This is a genomic window from Parapedobacter sp. 2B3 (genome assembly GCF_041925275.1).
GTDB classification, from domain to species: Bacteria; Bacteroidota; Bacteroidia; order Sphingobacteriales; family Sphingobacteriaceae; genus Parapedobacter; species Parapedobacter pyrenivorans_A.
Window position 1 is genome coordinate 166691 of record NZ_JBHEUZ010000008.1, and the last position, 16692, is coordinate 183382.

The following is a 16692-nucleotide window of genomic DNA, read 5'->3' on the forward strand; positions in this document are numbered from 1 at the left end:
AAATGTACGTATTTTGACAGGTTATTATCGGATAACGGGCATGAATTCGGGTTACTCCGAATATTTAGCGATAGTCTAGAATCTTCTTGAATTCCTGTATTGTTACCACATTGACCTGCGAGAAATCAATTTTTTTCAGGTCGTTGAAATGTTTGTCGTTGGTCACTAGGTAGTCTGCGTTTTCAGAAATGGCTAAATCCGCAAACTTATTGTCGTCTGGATCACTGACAACCAACTGCCATTTGAAGTAAGGCTCGGCAAACGTGGTGTTAGTGGCAGCTGTAAAAATACTTAACACCCACTCAGCAGTTCCTTTGGAATACATTGTGGTCAACTGCTCCTCGTATTCCGCTACAATTTCATTACTAGCTATCCATTCAAAACGCTTTGCCTTAAACGCTTCGTAAAGCCAATAAAACCCGCTTTTAGGTGGAATGGAAGCCAATAGGCAGTTGGTATCGATAACCACACGCATCAACTGTCTTTATGGAGCATTTTTTCAAAATCCTCTTGCGTATACCCTTTCGCTTCCACGACCCTGCCGAGTTCTTCTTTCAGTAATTTATCGTAATGTTCAACTAAAACGTCCCTTAACTCCACAATTTCTTTATCTGCCATTGGCCGATTAAACAACTTCAACAACGTAAGTTGCATTTGGTTCAATTCGGTATGTGGTTTTAATGCTGTTGCCATTTCTCTTCCCTTTCACACAAAAGTACGAATTCACACGAAAGTACGAAAATGCAAAGAAAATAGGATAAGTCACCGTTCACATTTTATTAAGAACGTGTCATCGATATCCGCCCCAATACCCGGCTGTTCGGGCAACGACAGGACGTAGCCATTGAACCGGACGCCACCAATGACGGGATCTTCGAGGTGGCCAAGCAAGCAGGTATCCAGATCGAAGAACTGCACATTGGGGGCGGCGCATGCGAAATGCACCTTAGCGGAAAGGGCCAGGCGGCTTTCCAGCATGCCGCCGATCATGCACGGAATCTGGTGGTCAGCGGCGGCCCGTTGTATCCGTAGCGCTTCGGCGATACCGCCGGATTTGGAGAATTTGATATTGATGTAGTCGCAGGCGCCCTGGGTAGCCAGCCGCACCGCGTCGCGGTGGTCGTAACAACTTTCATCGGCCATGATGGGGATAGTGGTTTCTTTACGCAGTTGCGGCAGCAGGTGGTCATTGTAGCTCCGCATGGGCTGCTCACAGAATTGGATGTTGAACGGCTGCAGTCCGCGGAGGGCAATAACCGCCCCATCGTAGCTCCACCCTTGGTTGGCATCGATGCGGATGGAGAGGGCATCTCCCACTTGCTCCCTGATTGCCCGGATACGCTCAATATCTTCTACCGGTTGCTTCCCCAGTTTAACCTTAAGGACGGCCGCCCCCTGGTCTTTGAAGGCCAGGGCCTTGCTTGCCATGGCTGCCGGATCGCCAATACCTACCGTGATGTCCGTAACGATATCGCGCACGCTACCCCCCAGGAAACGGTATAGCGGCACGCCCGCATGCTTGGCAGCGATGTCGTACAACGCCATATCAAAGGCACTCTTGATGGTCGTGTTGCGCGCCACGAAGACATCAAGTTCGGCTAGCCGTTCGCCGATAGCCAGTGGGTCTTTCCCCACCCACAATTGGGCGAAATCGCGTGCGAGCACCAGGCAGGTATCCTGCGTTTCGCCAACGATCATCGGGAAGGCCGAGCATTCGCCAACACCGTAAATGTCTTGGTCGGTATGGATACGGATAAATGTATTCTGTGCATAATCCATGGTACCGGTGGCGATAACGAAGGGCTCCATCGGAATGCTGAGCCGATAAATCTCGGTGTGGGTGATCTTCATTTTCTTATCCATTGCGAGCCTCGAAACCGAGATGTAAATAATATTGACACACAGGAGGATCATTATTTACATCGAGTTCTCATCAGCCAAATAAAGGAAAAATAAGTGGATGAAAATAATGTTTTGTCGTAAACATCCCCCCACAATGTCGCAACAACCACCTACGGATTATCACTTACTATCATTACTTTTGAAATGAACAAAACATAAGATTATGAACAAGCTATTGCTTTTGGGTGCCGCCTTCATGGCGTTTTCGTTTACGCACCCCACGATTATTCCCAACACGGCAAAACCACTGGAGCGTGGAGTTACCTCCGTGCAGAACGACAAGGCGTTTTTATTGGATTACTACCGGAAAACGGAAAATCGGTTAGCAGAACAATTGAAGGGGTTAAATAATGCACAGTTACAGTTCAAGCCTTCGGCCGACAGCTGGTCGATCAGCCAGTGCGTGGAGCATATCATCAAGACGGAGAAAATGCTCTTCGGCATGGCCAAAGAGGCGATGGCCAAACCGGCAAACCCCGAGCGGAAAGCGGAGGTAGCCGTAACCGACCAGCAGCTTATTGATGGGATTACCGACAGAAGCCACAAGGCAGAGGCACCGGCAGCGTTGCTTGGTGAAGGGGCTTATACGGATGTGGCCGCGGCGATGGCCGACTTCCGCGCGCAGCGGAAAGTGATCCTTTCGTATCTCAAGGATGTGGCGGTAGACGAGCTGCGCAACCACATCGCCGACTCTCCATTCGGACCGGTTGATACTTACCATTCCATGTTGTTCATCGCCGGACATACCGCGCGCCATACCCTACAAATCGAAGAGGTGAAAGCAAACGCCGCTTTCCCGAAATAAAGCGGTAGGACCGGTTTGGCAGATGTGGAAAACCTAATCCATATCACCTACAGGCATTTGGGTTACTAATGCCAGCCACGGCCGGCTGGCATTAGGCTTTTCCGTCAAAAAAACATAAGTTTGTTTGGGTATTTTTATCCAACCAGGTTTTTTTGAGGCAAGCGATGTATTTGATTTTTGATACCGAAACAACCGGTCTCCCCAAGCGCTGGGATGCTCCGATTACTGACACAGACAATTGGCCCCGTTGCATACAGCTGGCCTGGCAGCTCCACGACGCCATGGGCGAGCTCATCGAGCACCAAAGCTACCTGGTTAAACCGGATGGGTTCAATATTCCGTTTGACGCCGAACGGATACACGGCATCTGCACGGAGCTCGCGGACGAGCAGGGAGCACCCTTGGCCCACGTGCTCCATCAATTCAACGAGGCCCTTGCCAAGGCAAAATTCGTTGTTGGCCAAAACATCGGGTTCGACATCAACATCATGGGTTGTGAATTTCACCGGGCTGGCATCGACTCACCGATGGCCCAACTGCCGGTGCTCGACACCTGTACGGAGGTAACCGCGGAATTGCTCAGGATACCCGGCGGCCGCGGTGGCAAATTCAAACTGCCCAACCTCACCGAGCTGCATCAGTACCTTTTCGGGGCGCCCTTTGCCGAAGCGCATAACGCAACGGCCGACGTGGAAGCTACCACACGCTGTTTCCTCGAATTGGTCAAACGGGAGGTTTTCTCGCCCGCTGAGTTGCAAGTAGATTCCGGTTATTTCGTCGAATTTCGCCAACGCAACCCGCAGCCTATACCGCCCGCGGGCCTCTCGCACGTCAATCTCAAAGCAGCGTCAGACGAAGTCCGCAAGCGGCTGCAAAACAAGCAGCAAACGGCGATTCCGACACAGGACCTGGAAGCCAACAAACGCGACATGGCGGCGGTGGACTTTGTGCACCTACACAACCACACCCAATTTTCGGTATTGCAATCCACCATTTCCGTCGGGAGCCTGGTCAAGGCAGCAGCCGCCCACGGAATGCCGGCCGTAGCCATTACCGACCACGGCAACATGATGGGTGCCTTTCAGTTTGTAAGTGCCGTACTCAATCACAACAAGGCCGTGGCTGCCAGAAACAAAGTAGCCACAGAGGCGGGGGAAGCACCCACCGAAACTGAAATCAAACCGATTGTAGGCTGCGAGTTCTACGTGTGCGAGAACCATACCGACAAATCCCGGAAGGACAATGGATACCAGGTTGTCTTCCTAGCCAAGAACAAAACCGGCTACCACAACCTAGCGAAAATGGCCTCCATCGCCTATACCAAAGGGTTTTACTACGTACCACGTATTGACCGCGCGATCGTGGAACAATACAAGGAAGATGTCATCGTGCTATCGGGCAACCTGTATGGCGAGGTACCCAACAAACTGCTCAACATGGGTGAAAACCAAGCGGAGGAAGCGTTGGTATGGTGGAAAAATACCTTTGGCGCAGACTTCTACATCGAAATGATGCGGCATGGGCAGGAGGATGAAAACCGGGTAAATGAAAGCCTCGCCACCTTGGCTGCCAAACACGGAGTAAAAACGGTTGCGACCAATAACACATATTATATCGATAAAGCGGACGCCCACGCGCACGATATCCTGCTGTGTGTGAAAGATGGCGAAAAGCTCGCTACCCCGAAAGGCCGCGGACGGGGCTTCCGTTTCGGGCTACCCAATGACGAATACTATTTCAAATCGGGCGAGGAAATGAAAAAGACATTTGCGGACCTACCGGAAGCCATCCTCAACATCCAAGAGATTGTCGACAAAACGGAACCGTATTCCCTATACCGTGATGTATTGCTCCCCAAGTTTGAAATACCGGAGAAATTCCTGGTGACGGAAGATCGGGAAGACGGCGGCAAACGCGGAGAGAATAAGTATTTGCGCCACCTTACCTACGTAGGAGCCGAAAAGCGCTATCCCGACCTCACACCCGACATCCGCGAGCGGTTGGACTTTGAGCTGGCAACGATTGAGCGGACTGGCTATCCGGGATACTTCTTGATTGTGCAGGACTTCATTGCGGCGGCCCGCGATATGGGCGTATCGGTGGGGCCGGGCCGGGGGTCGGCCGCCGGATCGGCAGTAGCTTACTGTCTTGGCATCACCAATATCGACCCCATTGCTTACGACCTGCTTTTCGAACGGTTCCTCAACCCCGACCGTATTTCCATGCCCGATATCGACATCGATTTTGACGACGAAGGCCGCGGGCGCGTAATGGACTACGTGATCGGCAAGTATGGTGCCAACCAGGTAGCCCAGATCATCACTTACGGCACCATGGCGGCGAAGTCTTCCATCCGCGACACGGCACGGGTACTGGACCTCCCCCTGTTTGAAGCCGACAAAATCGCGAAACTCATCCCCAACCTGAAACTCAATAAAATCTTCAACATGGACGCCAAAGCACTCAAAAGTGCTTTGCGCGGCGATGAAATAGAAAATGTGCAGCAACTGGTGTCCATGGCCGAAGGGAATGGACTCGAAGCGGAGACCATCCGGCAAGCTAAAGTACTGGAAGGTTCGCTCCGCAACACGGGCATCCACGCCTGTGGGGTCATCATCACGCCCGACGACATCACCAACTTCGTACCGGTAGCCACGGCCAAGGATTCCGAACTGTACGTGACCCAATTTGACAACGCCGTAGTAGAAAGCGCCGGGTTGCTCAAAATGGACTTCTTGGGGCTTAAGACCCTCACGCTTATTAAAGATACCGTAAAGATCGTTAAACACCGGCACGGCGTGGAGCTTGATCCGGATGAATTTCCTATAGATGACCCGCAAACGTACGAGCTTTTCCAACGGGGCGAGACGGTCGGCATCTTCCAATACGAGTCGCCCGGCATGCAGAAATACATGAAGGAACTGAAACCGACGGTTTTCGGCGACTTGATTGCGATGAATGCACTTTACCGGCCGGGACCTATGGAATACATCCCCAGCTTCATCCGGCGCAAGCACGGCCATGAACCTATTACCTACGACCTTGACGCCTGCGAGGAATACCTCAAGGAGACGTACGGCATCACGGTCTACCAGGAGCAGGTGATGCTACTCTCGCAGAAGTTAGCCGGTTTCACGAAAGGCGAGGCCGACGTGCTGCGTAAGGCCATGGGAAAGAAACAGCGCGATGTACTAGACAAAATGAAACCAAAATTCGTTGAACAGGCGGCCGCCAACGGCCATTCGGCGAAGGTGCTCGAAAAGATATGGAAAGACTGGGAGGCCTTCGCCAGCTATGCATTCAACAAATCGCACTCTACCTGCTATGCGTGGGTGGCGTATCAAACAGCCTACCTAAAAGCCCACTACCCAGCGGAATACATGGCTGCAGTGCTTTCAAATAACATGAACGACATCAAACAGGTGACGTTTTTCATGGAAGAATGCAAACGGATGGAATTGCAGGTACTTGGTCCCGATGTAAACGAATCTTACTACAAGTTTACGGTAAACAATATAGGAGCCATCCGCTTCGGAATGGGTGCCGTGAAAGGGGTGGGTGCAGGTGCCGTAGATACCATCGTGGAAAGCCGGAAGAACAAGCCTTATTTATCCATTTTTGATTTGGCCCGGCGGGTAGACTTACGTGTAGCCAATAAAAAGGCGTTTGAAAGCTTGGCCTATGCGGGCGGGTTCGATTGTTTCACGAACACCCATAGGGCGCAGTACTTCCACGTTGATGGCGACGGAAGCACCGTGCTTGAAAAATCATTGAAATACGGTGCAAAATATCGCGAAAACGAAAACTCGGCGCAAGTGAGCCTATTTGGCGGGGGCAGCAACGTGGAGATTCCGGAACCAGCCCTCCCCCATTGCCCCGAATGGGGGTTGATCGAAAAGCTCAAATACGAAAAAGACGTCATCGGCATCTACCTGACCAGCCACCCCTTGGATAGTTACCGGTTCGAAATCGAGCATTTCTGCCAACATTCGGTTAAGCTCCTCACCTTGATTGACAAGGTGAAGCAGACAGAGGTAGCTGACGAAGTGCGCGATGAATTCAACAAAATAAAAAACCGCGAGCTGACGATCGGTGGCATGATCACCGCTGCCAGCCACCGGATTACCAAAAATGGAAAACCGTTTGGCGTCATGTTGGTGGAAGATTATTCCGATGCGTTCGAAATAGCCCTCTTTGGCGAGGAATACGTAAAAATGAAAGGTTACCTGAACGAAGGGTATTTCGTACAGCTACGCGGCATCATTGCCGAACGGTATCGCCAAGCCGGCAATTGGGGGTTTGAAATAAAGGGCATGCAACTGCTCTCTGATTTACGCGACAAGCTTGCCAAAAGCCTGACCATACAAGTGCCGCTCCACGAACTGAATGATGGCGTGGTTGACCGTATACAACGGCTGGTGAACACCAACATGGAGCAATACGAGAATAAAACGTGCCAACTGCGGTTTGCTATCCGCGACATTGAATCGGAAATCAGCATCGAGATGCCTTCTAAAGGACTGAAAATCAATCTTAGCAATGATTTCATCGACACACTTACCCAAATAAACGGGGTCCATTACAAGTTAAATTAATGTCAGATTGTCGGCATTTATGCCTTGGCAACGATTTTGATCGTTATCTTTGTGGAAAGCTGGTGAGAGGTGAGAGGTGTCGGTAAAGGCGGCGAGCAAAAAAGCAAATAACAAAAAAGCAACTATAACGATTAAATATTATGGCATTAGAAATCACAGACAGCAACTTCGATGAGGTTGTACTTCAATCAGACAAGCCTGTATTGGTAGATTTTTGGGCGGAGTGGTGTGGCCCTTGTCGCATGGTAGGTCCCATCGTGGAGGAATTGGCGAATGAATACGACGGCAAGGCCGTTGTTGGCAAAGTTAATGTTGACTACAATCCTGACATTTCGGTCAAGTATGGCATCCGCAATATCCCGGCACTTTTGTTTTTCAAAGATGGCGAGATTGTGGATAAGCAGATCGGTGCTGTACCCAAGTCGGTACTTGCGGACAAATTAGCCAAACAACTTTAAGGCAACGTACAAACCCTATGGCATAGCCCGTGGTTGAACAACCACGGGCTATGTTTTTTCATTAAGGGCACCGCATGCAGGTTTACTGTATTTTCTGTATGTTTGTGAAGTATTTAAATTATGCTAAAACAGACTTTACAACAAAAGCTACTACAGAAACTTTCACCGCAGCAAATCCAATTTATCAAGTTGCTGCAGGTGCCTACCGTATCATTGGATACGCGTATCAAAGAAGAGCTGGAAGAAAATCCGGCGCTGGAAGACATCAGCCTGGCCAACATGAACGAACCTGTTGAGGAATACCCGGACAAGGATCCGGACGACGACAGCTTCAATGAAGACGACCAATCTGGCGAACTGGACGAATTCAACGTGGATGATTACCTGCAAGCGGATGATGTAAACGACTACGGATCAGGCCAAAGCAACAATGGGGATGATGAAGACGACCGCAAGGAAATCCCGATAGCCATCCAAAATTCTTTTTTTGAAAATCTACAACAGCAACTCGACCTGTTGGCCCTGTCTGACAAGGATTTCCTTATCGGCCAGCAGATCATCGGCAGCCTGGATGACGACGGCTATCTACGGCGGCCGATATCCTCGTTGATCGACGATTTGGCTTTCGCCCAAAACGTCATAGCTGAAGAGCACGAGGTGGCCGACATCCTGAAAATTATCCAAGGGTTCGATCCGGCGGGGATCGGTGCCCGCGACCTGCAGGAATGCCTATTGATTCAGCTCAGGAAAAAGGACCAGGAAAACCCGGTCATCCGGAAAGCGGTTACGGTAGTAGAAGACCACCTCGACGAATTTACCAAGAAACATTACGACAAGCTTGAGCGTGCACTCAATATCGGTTCGGAAGAACTGAAAGAAATTGTCAATGAAATCCTGAAACTCAATCCGAAACCCGGAGACTCAGGTGCCGTAGCGGGGAAGCAGTTGCACATCATTCCCGATTTCCACATCTCCAACAACGATGGTGTGCTCCATCTCACCCTGAACGCCCGCAATGCGCCGGAGCTCCGCGTAAGCCGCTCGTACCAGGAAATGTTTGACCATTACGACAAAGCAGCACAAAAAGACAAGAAAATGAAAGAGGCCGTCCAGTTTGTCAAACAAAAACTAGACTCGGCCAAGTGGTTCATCGATGCCATCAAGCAACGGCAGCAGACGCTGCTCAAGACTATGAATGCCATCATGAACTATCAATACGAATATTTCCTGACGGCTGATGAACGGCAGCTCAAACCGATGATCCTAAAGGATATCGCTGACCGCATCGACATGGATATCTCTACCGTTTCGCGGGTGGCCAACTCCAAATATGTGCAGACGGAGTTTGGAACGTTCTTGCTGAAATCGTTCTTTTCAGAGGCCATCCAAACGGACAGTGGCGAGGAAGTATCCAACAAGGAAGTCAAAAAGATACTGGAAGAGTGCATCTCTACGGAAAACAAGCGGAAGCCACTGGCCGATGAGAAACTTACCGAAATATTGAAAGAGAAAGGGTACACCATTGCGCGCCGTACCGTTGCCAAGTACCGGGAGGCCATGGGAATCCCCGTGGCACGGTTACGGAAGGAACTTTAAGGATTGACATCAGACAATAGATGAAGGATAAGGATTAAAGACTAAAGACTTACGACTAAAGACTAAATATCATGAACAATTCATTTCTGATTGCAGCGGGTGCCGCATTAGCACTAGGGGGTTGTGTAGGGAACCAAAATGGGAGCACCACCGAAACGGCGACGGTAACCCCGGAACTGACGCAAGTGTGGAAAACCGACACGGTATTCACAGGGTCGGAATCGACCCTTTATGACCCGGCTGCCGACATCATCTACGTTTCGAACGGCAACACCAAAGCCGGAGACAAGGACAACGATGGGTTCATCTCGGCCATCAATACCGATGGGACCATCCGCGACCTCAAATGGGTGGAAGGGAACCTCCACGCCCCGAAGGGTATGGCTATTCTTGGCGAAAAACTGTATGTAACGGATATTGACGAGGTGAAAATCATCGACATAGCCTCGGCAACGATCGAAAAAACAATCCCTGTAGAAGGGGCGGTCTTCTTGAACGATGCGGCTACCGATGGCCAGCAGGTGTATTTTTCAGATAGCCGCACCGGCAACATCTATGCCTTGGCCACCGACGGAGGTTATTCCGTCGTATCATCCGACAACAAGGGTGTGAACGGGCTGGAATGCTACGATGGACACCTTTATTCGCTGGACGGCGAAGGTTTGAAAAAATTCAGCAAAGACGGCGAATACACCCAGGAAGTCATCAATGCAGAAGTGACCGGTGGCGATGGCCTCGTCATCCTCAACGACAGCACATTCGTAGCGAGCAGGTGGCATGGCGAGATTTTCTTCATCCGCGGCAGCGAAACGACCGTACTGGTTGATACGCAACCGGAGAAATCGAACACGGCTGATATTGGTTTCGTACCCAGCCAGAAACTGGTTATTGTGCCCACATTCCTGAAAAACGAGGTGGCTGCCTACCAACTGGCTTACTAGCACGTGCGTAGCCTTTTTTACTATTGCAATTAGTCGTACCTTTGCACCGATAACGGAATGTGTATGATGACTAACGTGAAAATCGGGACTGTACAGATGAGTTGCGTGGCTGACAAGGCTACGAATCTCAGTAAAGCCATTGATCAGATTCGGGTAGCAGCGGCCAAGGGGGCGCAGTTAATTTGCCTCCAGGAGTTGTTTACATCGCTTTATTTCTGCGATGTGGAAAGCTATGACAATTTTGAACTAGCGGAAGCGATCCCCGGTCCGTCCACAGAGGCGTTGCAGGCCGTAGCGAGCGAGTTGGGTGTGGTCATTGTGGCCTCTCTTTTTGAAAAACGGGCCGAGGGCCTTTACCACAACACAACTTCTGTTATCGATGCCGACGGGACCTACTTGGGAAAGTACCGCAAGATGCACATCCCCGATGACCCCGGTTTTTATGAGAAGTTTTATTTCACGCCGGGTGACCTCGGCTACAAGGTTTTCAAAACCCGCTATGCAACCATCGGGGTACTTATCTGCTGGGACCAATGGTACCCCGAGGCGGCCCGTATCACGGCATTGATGGGGGCTGAAATCCTTTTCTTCCCCACCGCTATCGGCTGGGCCACCGACCAGGATGAGGAAACCAACGAAGACCAATACAACGCATGGCAAACCATCCAACGGAGCCATTCGGTGGCCAACGGGCTTCCGGTGGTGAGTGTCAACCGCGTAGGTTTTGAGCAGGACGGCGCCATGAAGTTCTGGGGCGGAAGTTTTGTGACCAATGCGCAGGGAAAGCTATTGTATCTGGCATCCCATGATGCAGAGGAGACGCAGGTCACCGAAGTCGACCTGTCGCAATCGGACTATTTCCGCAAGCATTGGCCTTTTTTGCGCGATCGGCGGATTGATAGCTACCAGCCGATAACCAAGCGGTTTATCGACGAGTAAGTCGAGCGCGGTTTTCCAATTTGTTTCCAAAAACCCTTCGTTCTTTTGCAAAGTATGACTGCTACACCCAAAAAGCTAGGTTATCATTTTCCCGCCGAGTGGCACCCCCACCGCGCCACGTGGTTGAGCTGGCCCCACAAGGAAGCCAGCTGGCCGGGCAAACTGGAGGCAGTATACGCCCCTTATTGCGCATTTATCCGGGAAGTATCCCTTGGTGAACAGGTATGCATCAACGTGGCAGACCATGCGATGGAAAGGCTGGCTACCGCCCATTTGTCGGCGGCCGGTGTAGACCTGGGCAACATCCGCTTCTTCCACCACCCAACGGATGATGCCTGGTGCCGCGATCATGGCCCCGCCTTTTTGATAAACCGTGATAAGCACATCGGAAAGGCCATTGTGGACTGGGGCTACAACGCGTGGGGGAACAAATACCCGCCCTACGAGCAAGACGACGTTATCCCGACCCTTGTAGGCAAGGCATTGGACCTTCCCGTTTTCCATCCGGGCATCGTGATGGAGGGCGGATCGGTTGATTTCAACGGCCAAGGCGCAGTCCTTACCACTAAGGCATGCCTGTTGAATGAAAATCGCAATCCGCAGCTCACCCAGGAACAGCTGGAGAACTATCTCCGTGAATACTACGGTATTTCACAGGTGCTGTGGCTGGGCGATGGTATTGTTGGAGACGATACAGACGGTCACATCGACGACATCACACGGTTTGTAAACGCCGACACGGTGGTTACTGTCATCGAAGAGAACCGCGCCGACGAAAACTACGGCATCCTACAGGAAAACCTACGGATGCTCAAGGCGATGCGACTGGAAAATGGCAAGCCGCTCAACATCGTGGAGCTGCCCATGCCAGCACCAGTGGTTTATGACGGCCAACGACTTCCGGCATCGTACGCCAATTTCTATATTGCCAATGCGGCCGTGGTGGTACCCACATACCGTGACGATAGAAATGACCAACGGGCACTGGACATCTTGACCGGGTGTTTCCCGGACCGGAAGGTCGTAGGCATAGACAGTACCGACATCATTTGGGGCCTCGGTAGTTGGCATTGCCTTAGCCAGCAGGAACCGCAGTGACAGCAGCACCATCAGTAACTCGTTTTCACATAAATACCAATCGACAATGAACAAGACGTTACTTCCCTTTCTTACCATCCTCGTACTATTGGTTACCACGTTAAACGCACTGGCCCAACGGGAGAGCGACGAACGGCCGACGATTGAAAACTTCAAAGGCATCCAATACGCCGGCGACGACTCCACCTTCTACATCAACTTCCGTTTCCGGATGCAAAGCCGTTTGAAATACACTTCCGCTAGTGGCAACGACTTCAGTGCCGAGAGCCTGGAGGCCCGGATCAGGCGGTTGCGCCTCCGCATGGATGGCTACATCTACAATCCGAAACTCTCCTATAGCATTCAACTGGGTTTCACCCGTGGCGACCAAGATTATGACGACACCGATGTGCCTAACCTGGTGCGCGACGCTGTTATCTTCTACAACTTTACCGACAATTTCTATATGGCCTTCGGCCTAAATAAGTTACCGGGCAACCGACAGCGGGTCAACTCCTCGGGCGAGCTCCAATTTGCCGAGCGTTCATTGGTCAATGCGACTTTCAATGTAGATCGCGACTTTGGCATCAAAGCCTATTATTCACCGAAAATCGGGTCGGTGCCCGTCCACTTTAAGGGGGCCATCACAACCGGTGAAGGGCGCGTTGCCAACATGACCGATGACGGGCTGGCGTATACCGGAAGAGCTGAATTTTTACCATTAGGCGCCTTCACCAACGGGGGCGACTATTATGAAGGCGACCTTGAATACGAGGAAACGCCGAAACTTTCCATCGGCGGGGGCTACAGCTTCAACGACCGCACCACGCGGGTACATGGCCAAACGGGCGGATACCTCGGTGCGCCACTAACGCTAAAAACATCATTTTATGACGCCATCTTAAAATATCGTGGATGGGCCTACCAGGTGGAATACATGAAGCGCGCTGTCGACGACCCCATCACCGTTGACGAGGAAGGGGAACCGACCCATGCCTTTAAGGGGCAAGGGGTAAACCAACAGCTCTCGTACGTGATCAACCGGGAAGCCGGATATGAACTCGCCGGCCGGTACACCTGGATTAAACCGCACGACGATATCCGTGCATTGGAAGCCCAAACCGACGTTATCGAATTGGGATTGACAAAGTATTTCCGTGCACACCGGTTGAAATTGCAACTTAATGCCCATTACCAGGTTGCCGATGGCATCTACCGGACGGACCATCTCGACAACCACTGGGGCGGAACATTCCAGATTGAGCTGGGTATCTAATCAAAATGAGGTATTATATCATAGCCGGAGAGACGTCGGGCGACCTGCACGGCGCCAATCTGATCCATGCGTTGAAATCGGCTGATGCTGACGCCCAGTTCCGCATAGTAGGCGGGGATCGCATGCAACAGGCCACGGGTGAAACCGCCGTGATCCATACCTCGCAAATGGCATTTATGGGTTTTGTTGAAGTGCTGGCCAACATCCGGACCATTGCCAGAAACCTGCGTACGGTAAAGGCCGATATTGCGGCCCACAAACCAGATACACTCGTGCTTATCGATTTTCCGGGCTTCAATCTCAAAATTGCCGAGTTTGGCAAAAAGATCAATATTCCCATATGCTATTACATCTCGCCGAAAGTTTGGGCATGGAATCAAAAACGGGTATTGAAGATCAAGCGCGTTGTCGACAAGTTGTTTTGCATTCTTCCGTTTGAGGTGGATTTTTACAAAAAATGGGGCATGGAAGTAGACTATGTAGGCAACCCGCTCCTCGATGCGATAGCAGACCACACCGTTAATCCACGGTTCCTTGAAGAACACCACCTGACAGACAAGCCCGTAATCGCCCTGCTGCCCGGCAGCCGGGCGATGGAAATCAAACGGATACTTCCCATCATGGCCAATACCTCGCGGCTGTTTCCGGGCCATCATTGTGTCGTTGCGGGGGCACCTAACTTTACCGAGGAGTTTTACGGGCAACACATGGCAGGATTGACGTTGCCGGTGGTTTTTGATGCCACGTACGATCTACTGAAGCACGCCGAGGCCGCCGTGGTGACGAGTGGAACGGCCACGTTGGAGGCCGCGTTATTGCGGGTTCCGCAGGTAGTGGTATACAGAGCCAACCCCCTCTCCATTGCGATCGCCAGGATGGTCATCAAGGTACGGTTCATCTCATTGGTAAACCTCATCACGGATATGCTTGCCGTACGCGAACTCATCCAAAAGGACTGCAATGCAGACCGCATTGCGGATGAATTGGACCTCCTCATCAATAACAAGGAATACCGGGACAATATCCTTGAAAACTATGATTTGCTGGCCGATAAGATGGGCGAACCCGGTGCGTCCGACCACACGGCCCGCCTGATAACGGCATTTCTGAAGTAAATACTCGCTCCAAAAGGAGCGGCTACCCGTGCGGGTTAACCAACCAAGCCCCGGTAAAAATCAAGGCTCTCGCGGATCATCCCCTCTTCCACGAAAACATCGATGTCGCACGCTCCAATGTCATTGAGTAGGGCAAAGCCAATGCGGTTACCGGCATTTTTCTTGTCGTTTTTCATTAAACCGACCAGCTCCCCGTAGATTTCCCTGCCGAACCGATAATCGGGAAAATGTTGACGAAATGTTTGGATGATATCGGCCAACCCCGCCTCTCCCAAGCCATTCAGGCGCCGGGCGAGATAACCTTCACAAATCATGCCCACGGCAATCGCTTCACCGTGCAGCAACGGGTCGCGGTCATGGGTAAGTGAATAACCTTCGATGGCATGCCCAATCGTATGCCCGAAGTTCAGGATTTTACGTAGGCCCTTTTCGTGCGGGTCTTGGGTTACCACGTTATTCTTGATGGATACAGAATGCATGATATCCGCTAGGTCCATCGCTTCCGCGTTCTTTTTTTTCACCGTTTCATAAAAAGCACGGTCAGCAATCAACCCGTGTTTGATTACCTCGGCAAAGCCAGACACGAGTTGCCTCTTGGCTAAGGTTTCCAAAAATTTCGTGGCGATAAATACAGCTTTTGGTTGGGTGAACGTACCGATAATGTTCTTTACGTTGTCCATATCGATGCCCGTTTTGCCGCCCACGGAGGCATCTACCTGCGATAGCAACGTAGTTGGTACTTGAACGAAGTCGATCCCACGTTTAAATGTGGAAGCCGCAAAACCACCCATATCGGTTACCACCCCGCCGCCTAGGTTGATCAACAGGCTTTGCCGATCGGCACCGAAGTCGAGCATCATTTTCCAGATACCCACGCAGAAGTCGATGTTTTTATTTTCCTCACCCGGGTCGACTTCAATGATGTCGCGCTCCCGGAGCCGCGGTACCGCCGCTTGAAGTACCGGCAGGCAGTGTGCACTGGTATTCCTATCGGTAAGTATCAGTATATTGGAATAATCGCTTGCTTGGATAAAATGATCCAATGCGGCTAACGTGTTATCAAAAATTACGTCGTAGCCTACACTCGTTATGCTGTTTTCACCCATCTAACTTATTATCTTGCTTTCATCAGTTTCAATTCAAAATCCTTCACGCGCTCATAGTACGGGATGTCCGAACTCCGTGCAAATTGGATAAAATGCATGATGACGCTATCGCGCTGGTGTTGCGGGACGGTATGGACGATATGCCGACCCTTGTCATCGACGATATCAAGGCCCTTCACCCCCTTTATTGAATCGGGGAATTGCTCCACATGCATCAATACCGCGGCATATTTCTGAATACCCTTGGAAAACGCTGCCAGCGCGGAAGGCACTTCCACGGTATCTGATTCGATTTTTTCGACCACCGCGTCCTTCCCTTTAGCCGCATATGCCTCGACGGGAATTATTAAAATATAGGGTTTATTGGCATTATCACGCCCTTGGCAAGCGCATAGCGCAACGACTAATGCAATCGAAAATATCCCTTTCATAACTATTCAATGATATGTACCCGTTTTCCATCAAACTCCACGGTATCGCCCGGCCTGACCTTCAGCCGCTTACGGTAATCCACCTCACCGTTGCACCGAACCTGTCCGGCCGATACGATGGCTTGGGCTTCTCCACCATGTTCCACCCAGTTGAGCACCTTGAGTAACTGGATCAATTGAATGTATTCCCCTTTGATTTGATAGGTATCCATGCTGCAAACTTAGAGAAATTATTGATAGGATTGCACAGCAATTTACTGGTCTCTGCGCTGACACTGGGAGTTTGTATAGCAGGAATATACTGTTAATTGCGGGCAAACCAACATCCTTGATAATACAAGCCCAGCCAGTAAAATACACCATCCATTGCAATCCGCACAACCAGACCTACATATAATTATCATTTTATCAATAAAAACAGTATTTAATAGGTAATTATTAACGTAAATGA

At 50.9% G+C, this 16692-nt stretch carries 15 protein-coding genes; 9 read left to right on the forward strand and 6 right to left on the reverse strand.

The genetic code is table 11. From position 1 onward, the window contains the following. Positions 1-64 precede the first annotated feature (64 nt). The 3 genes from ACEVG1_RS11060 to ACEVG1_RS11070 all read right to left on the reverse strand — a co-directional run bounded on the left by ACEVG1_RS11060 (position 65) and on the right by ACEVG1_RS11070 (position 1851). A complete protein-coding gene (locus ACEVG1_RS11060; protein ID WP_374743729.1) occupies positions 65-475 on the reverse strand; it encodes a putative toxin-antitoxin system toxin component, PIN family in 411 nt (136 codons plus the stop codon). Beyond that, entirely contained in the window at positions 475-693 is a 219-nt protein-coding gene (locus ACEVG1_RS11065) for a hypothetical protein (protein ID WP_374743730.1), read from the reverse strand. The genes ACEVG1_RS11060 and ACEVG1_RS11065 overlap by 1 nt, the downstream gene beginning before the upstream one ends. A gap of 69 nt (positions 694-762) precedes the next feature. Further along, positions 763-1851 carry a mandelate racemase/muconate lactonizing enzyme family protein gene (locus tag ACEVG1_RS11070; protein ID WP_374743731.1) on the reverse strand — a complete coding sequence of 363 codons (1089 nt, stop codon included), beginning with the start codon at positions 1849-1851 and terminating at the stop codon, positions 763-765. A gap of 214 nt (positions 1852-2065) precedes the next feature. On the opposite strand from ACEVG1_RS11070, the gene ACEVG1_RS11075 reads away from it, so the two are divergent. From ACEVG1_RS11075 to lpxB, 9 genes are all read left to right on the forward strand, one after another. Then, positions 2066-2707, forward strand: coding sequence for a DinB family protein (locus tag ACEVG1_RS11075; protein ID WP_374743732.1), 642 nt, complete (start codon positions 2066-2068; stop codon positions 2705-2707). Between the two features lie 164 nt (positions 2708-2871). After that, the gene (gene dnaE / locus ACEVG1_RS11080; RefSeq protein WP_374743733.1) at positions 2872-7302 is read left to right on the forward strand and encodes a DNA polymerase III subunit alpha; all 4431 of its coding nucleotides are present in this window, start codon (positions 2872-2874) and stop codon (positions 7300-7302) included. Between the two features lie 140 nt (positions 7303-7442). Beyond that, positions 7443-7760 (forward strand): thioredoxin, encoded by a 318-nt coding sequence (gene trxA / locus ACEVG1_RS11085; RefSeq protein WP_374743734.1) that lies wholly within the window; start codon positions 7443-7445, stop codon positions 7758-7760. 120 nt (positions 7761-7880) lie between these two features. Next, positions 7881-9356: an RNA polymerase factor sigma-54 gene (gene rpoN / locus ACEVG1_RS11090; RefSeq protein ID WP_374743735.1), complete on the forward strand. Its 1476-nt coding sequence runs from the start codon at positions 7881-7883 to the stop codon at positions 9354-9356. A gap of 71 nt (positions 9357-9427) precedes the next feature. Further along, positions 9428-10297 carry a hypothetical protein gene (locus ACEVG1_RS11095; RefSeq protein WP_374743736.1) on the forward strand — a complete coding sequence of 290 codons (870 nt, stop codon included), beginning with the start codon at positions 9428-9430 and terminating at the stop codon, positions 10295-10297. Positions 10298-10363: 66 nt separating this feature from the next. After that, positions 10364-11236 carry a carbon-nitrogen hydrolase gene (locus ACEVG1_RS11100; RefSeq protein ID WP_374743775.1) on the forward strand — a complete coding sequence of 291 codons (873 nt, stop codon included), beginning with the start codon at positions 10364-10366 and terminating at the stop codon, positions 11234-11236. A 54-nt stretch (positions 11237-11290) separates the two neighbouring features. Beyond that, on the forward strand, positions 11291-12334 hold the full coding sequence (locus ACEVG1_RS11105; RefSeq protein WP_374743737.1) for an agmatine/peptidylarginine deiminase: 1044 nt from the start codon (positions 11291-11293) through the stop codon (positions 12332-12334). A 46-nt stretch (positions 12335-12380) separates the two neighbouring features. After that, positions 12381-13589 (forward strand): porin, encoded by a 1209-nt coding sequence (locus ACEVG1_RS11110; protein WP_374743738.1) that lies wholly within the window; start codon positions 12381-12383, stop codon positions 13587-13589. A 5-nt stretch (positions 13590-13594) separates the two neighbouring features. Then, positions 13595-14704: a lipid-A-disaccharide synthase gene (gene lpxB, locus ACEVG1_RS11115; protein WP_374743739.1), complete on the forward strand. Its 1110-nt coding sequence runs from the start codon at positions 13595-13597 to the stop codon at positions 14702-14704. A 35-nt stretch (positions 14705-14739) separates the two neighbouring features. On the opposite strand, the gene aroB is transcribed toward lpxB, so the two are convergent. The 3 genes from aroB to ACEVG1_RS11130 are packed head-to-tail and all read right to left on the reverse strand — an operon-like array spanning position 14740 to position 16453. Beyond that, positions 14740-15810 (reverse strand): 3-dehydroquinate synthase, encoded by a 1071-nt coding sequence (gene aroB, locus ACEVG1_RS11120; RefSeq protein WP_374743740.1) that lies wholly within the window; start codon positions 15808-15810, stop codon positions 14740-14742. An 8-nt stretch (positions 15811-15818) separates the two neighbouring features. Continuing rightward, entirely contained in the window at positions 15819-16241 is a 423-nt protein-coding gene (locus ACEVG1_RS11125; protein WP_374743741.1) for a hypothetical protein, read from the reverse strand. A 2-nt stretch (positions 16242-16243) separates the two neighbouring features. Beyond that, a complete protein-coding gene (locus tag ACEVG1_RS11130; protein ID WP_374743742.1) occupies positions 16244-16453 on the reverse strand; it encodes an RNA-binding S4 domain-containing protein in 210 nt (69 codons plus the stop codon). Between the last annotated feature and the right edge of the window lie 239 nt (positions 16454-16692).

Coding starts and splice junctions, on each gene's coding strand:
- ACEVG1_RS11060 (WP_374743729.1), bottom strand. CDS start 475: ATGCGTGTGGTTATCGATACCAACTGCCTATTGGCTTCCATTCCACCT.
- ACEVG1_RS11065 (WP_374743730.1), bottom strand. CDS start 693: ATGGCAACAGCATTAAAACCACATACCGAATTGAACCAAATGCAACTT.
- ACEVG1_RS11070 (WP_374743731.1), bottom strand. CDS start 1,851: ATGAAGATCACCCACACCGAGATTTATCGGCTCAGCATTCCGATGGAG.
- ACEVG1_RS11075 (WP_374743732.1), top strand. CDS start 2,066: ATGAACAAGCTATTGCTTTTGGGTGCCGCCTTCATGGCGTTTTCGTTT.
- dnaE (WP_374743733.1), top strand. CDS start 2,872: ATGTATTTGATTTTTGATACCGAAACAACCGGTCTCCCCAAGCGCTGG.
- trxA (WP_374743734.1), top strand. CDS start 7,443: ATGGCATTAGAAATCACAGACAGCAACTTCGATGAGGTTGTACTTCAA.
- rpoN (WP_374743735.1), top strand. CDS start 7,881: ATGCTAAAACAGACTTTACAACAAAAGCTACTACAGAAACTTTCACCG.
- ACEVG1_RS11095 (WP_374743736.1), top strand. CDS start 9,428: ATGAACAATTCATTTCTGATTGCAGCGGGTGCCGCATTAGCACTAGGG.
- ACEVG1_RS11100 (WP_374743775.1), top strand. CDS start 10,364: ATGACTAACGTGAAAATCGGGACTGTACAGATGAGTTGCGTGGCTGAC.
- ACEVG1_RS11105 (WP_374743737.1), top strand. CDS start 11,291: ATGACTGCTACACCCAAAAAGCTAGGTTATCATTTTCCCGCCGAGTGG.
- ACEVG1_RS11110 (WP_374743738.1), top strand. CDS start 12,381: ATGAACAAGACGTTACTTCCCTTTCTTACCATCCTCGTACTATTGGTT.
- lpxB (WP_374743739.1), top strand. CDS start 13,595: ATGAGGTATTATATCATAGCCGGAGAGACGTCGGGCGACCTGCACGGC.
- aroB (WP_374743740.1), bottom strand. CDS start 15,810: ATGGGTGAAAACAGCATAACGAGTGTAGGCTACGACGTAATTTTTGAT.
- ACEVG1_RS11125 (WP_374743741.1), bottom strand. CDS start 16,241: ATGAAAGGGATATTTTCGATTGCATTAGTCGTTGCGCTATGCGCTTGC.
- ACEVG1_RS11130 (WP_374743742.1), bottom strand. CDS start 16,453: ATGGATACCTATCAAATCAAAGGGGAATACATTCAATTGATCCAGTTA.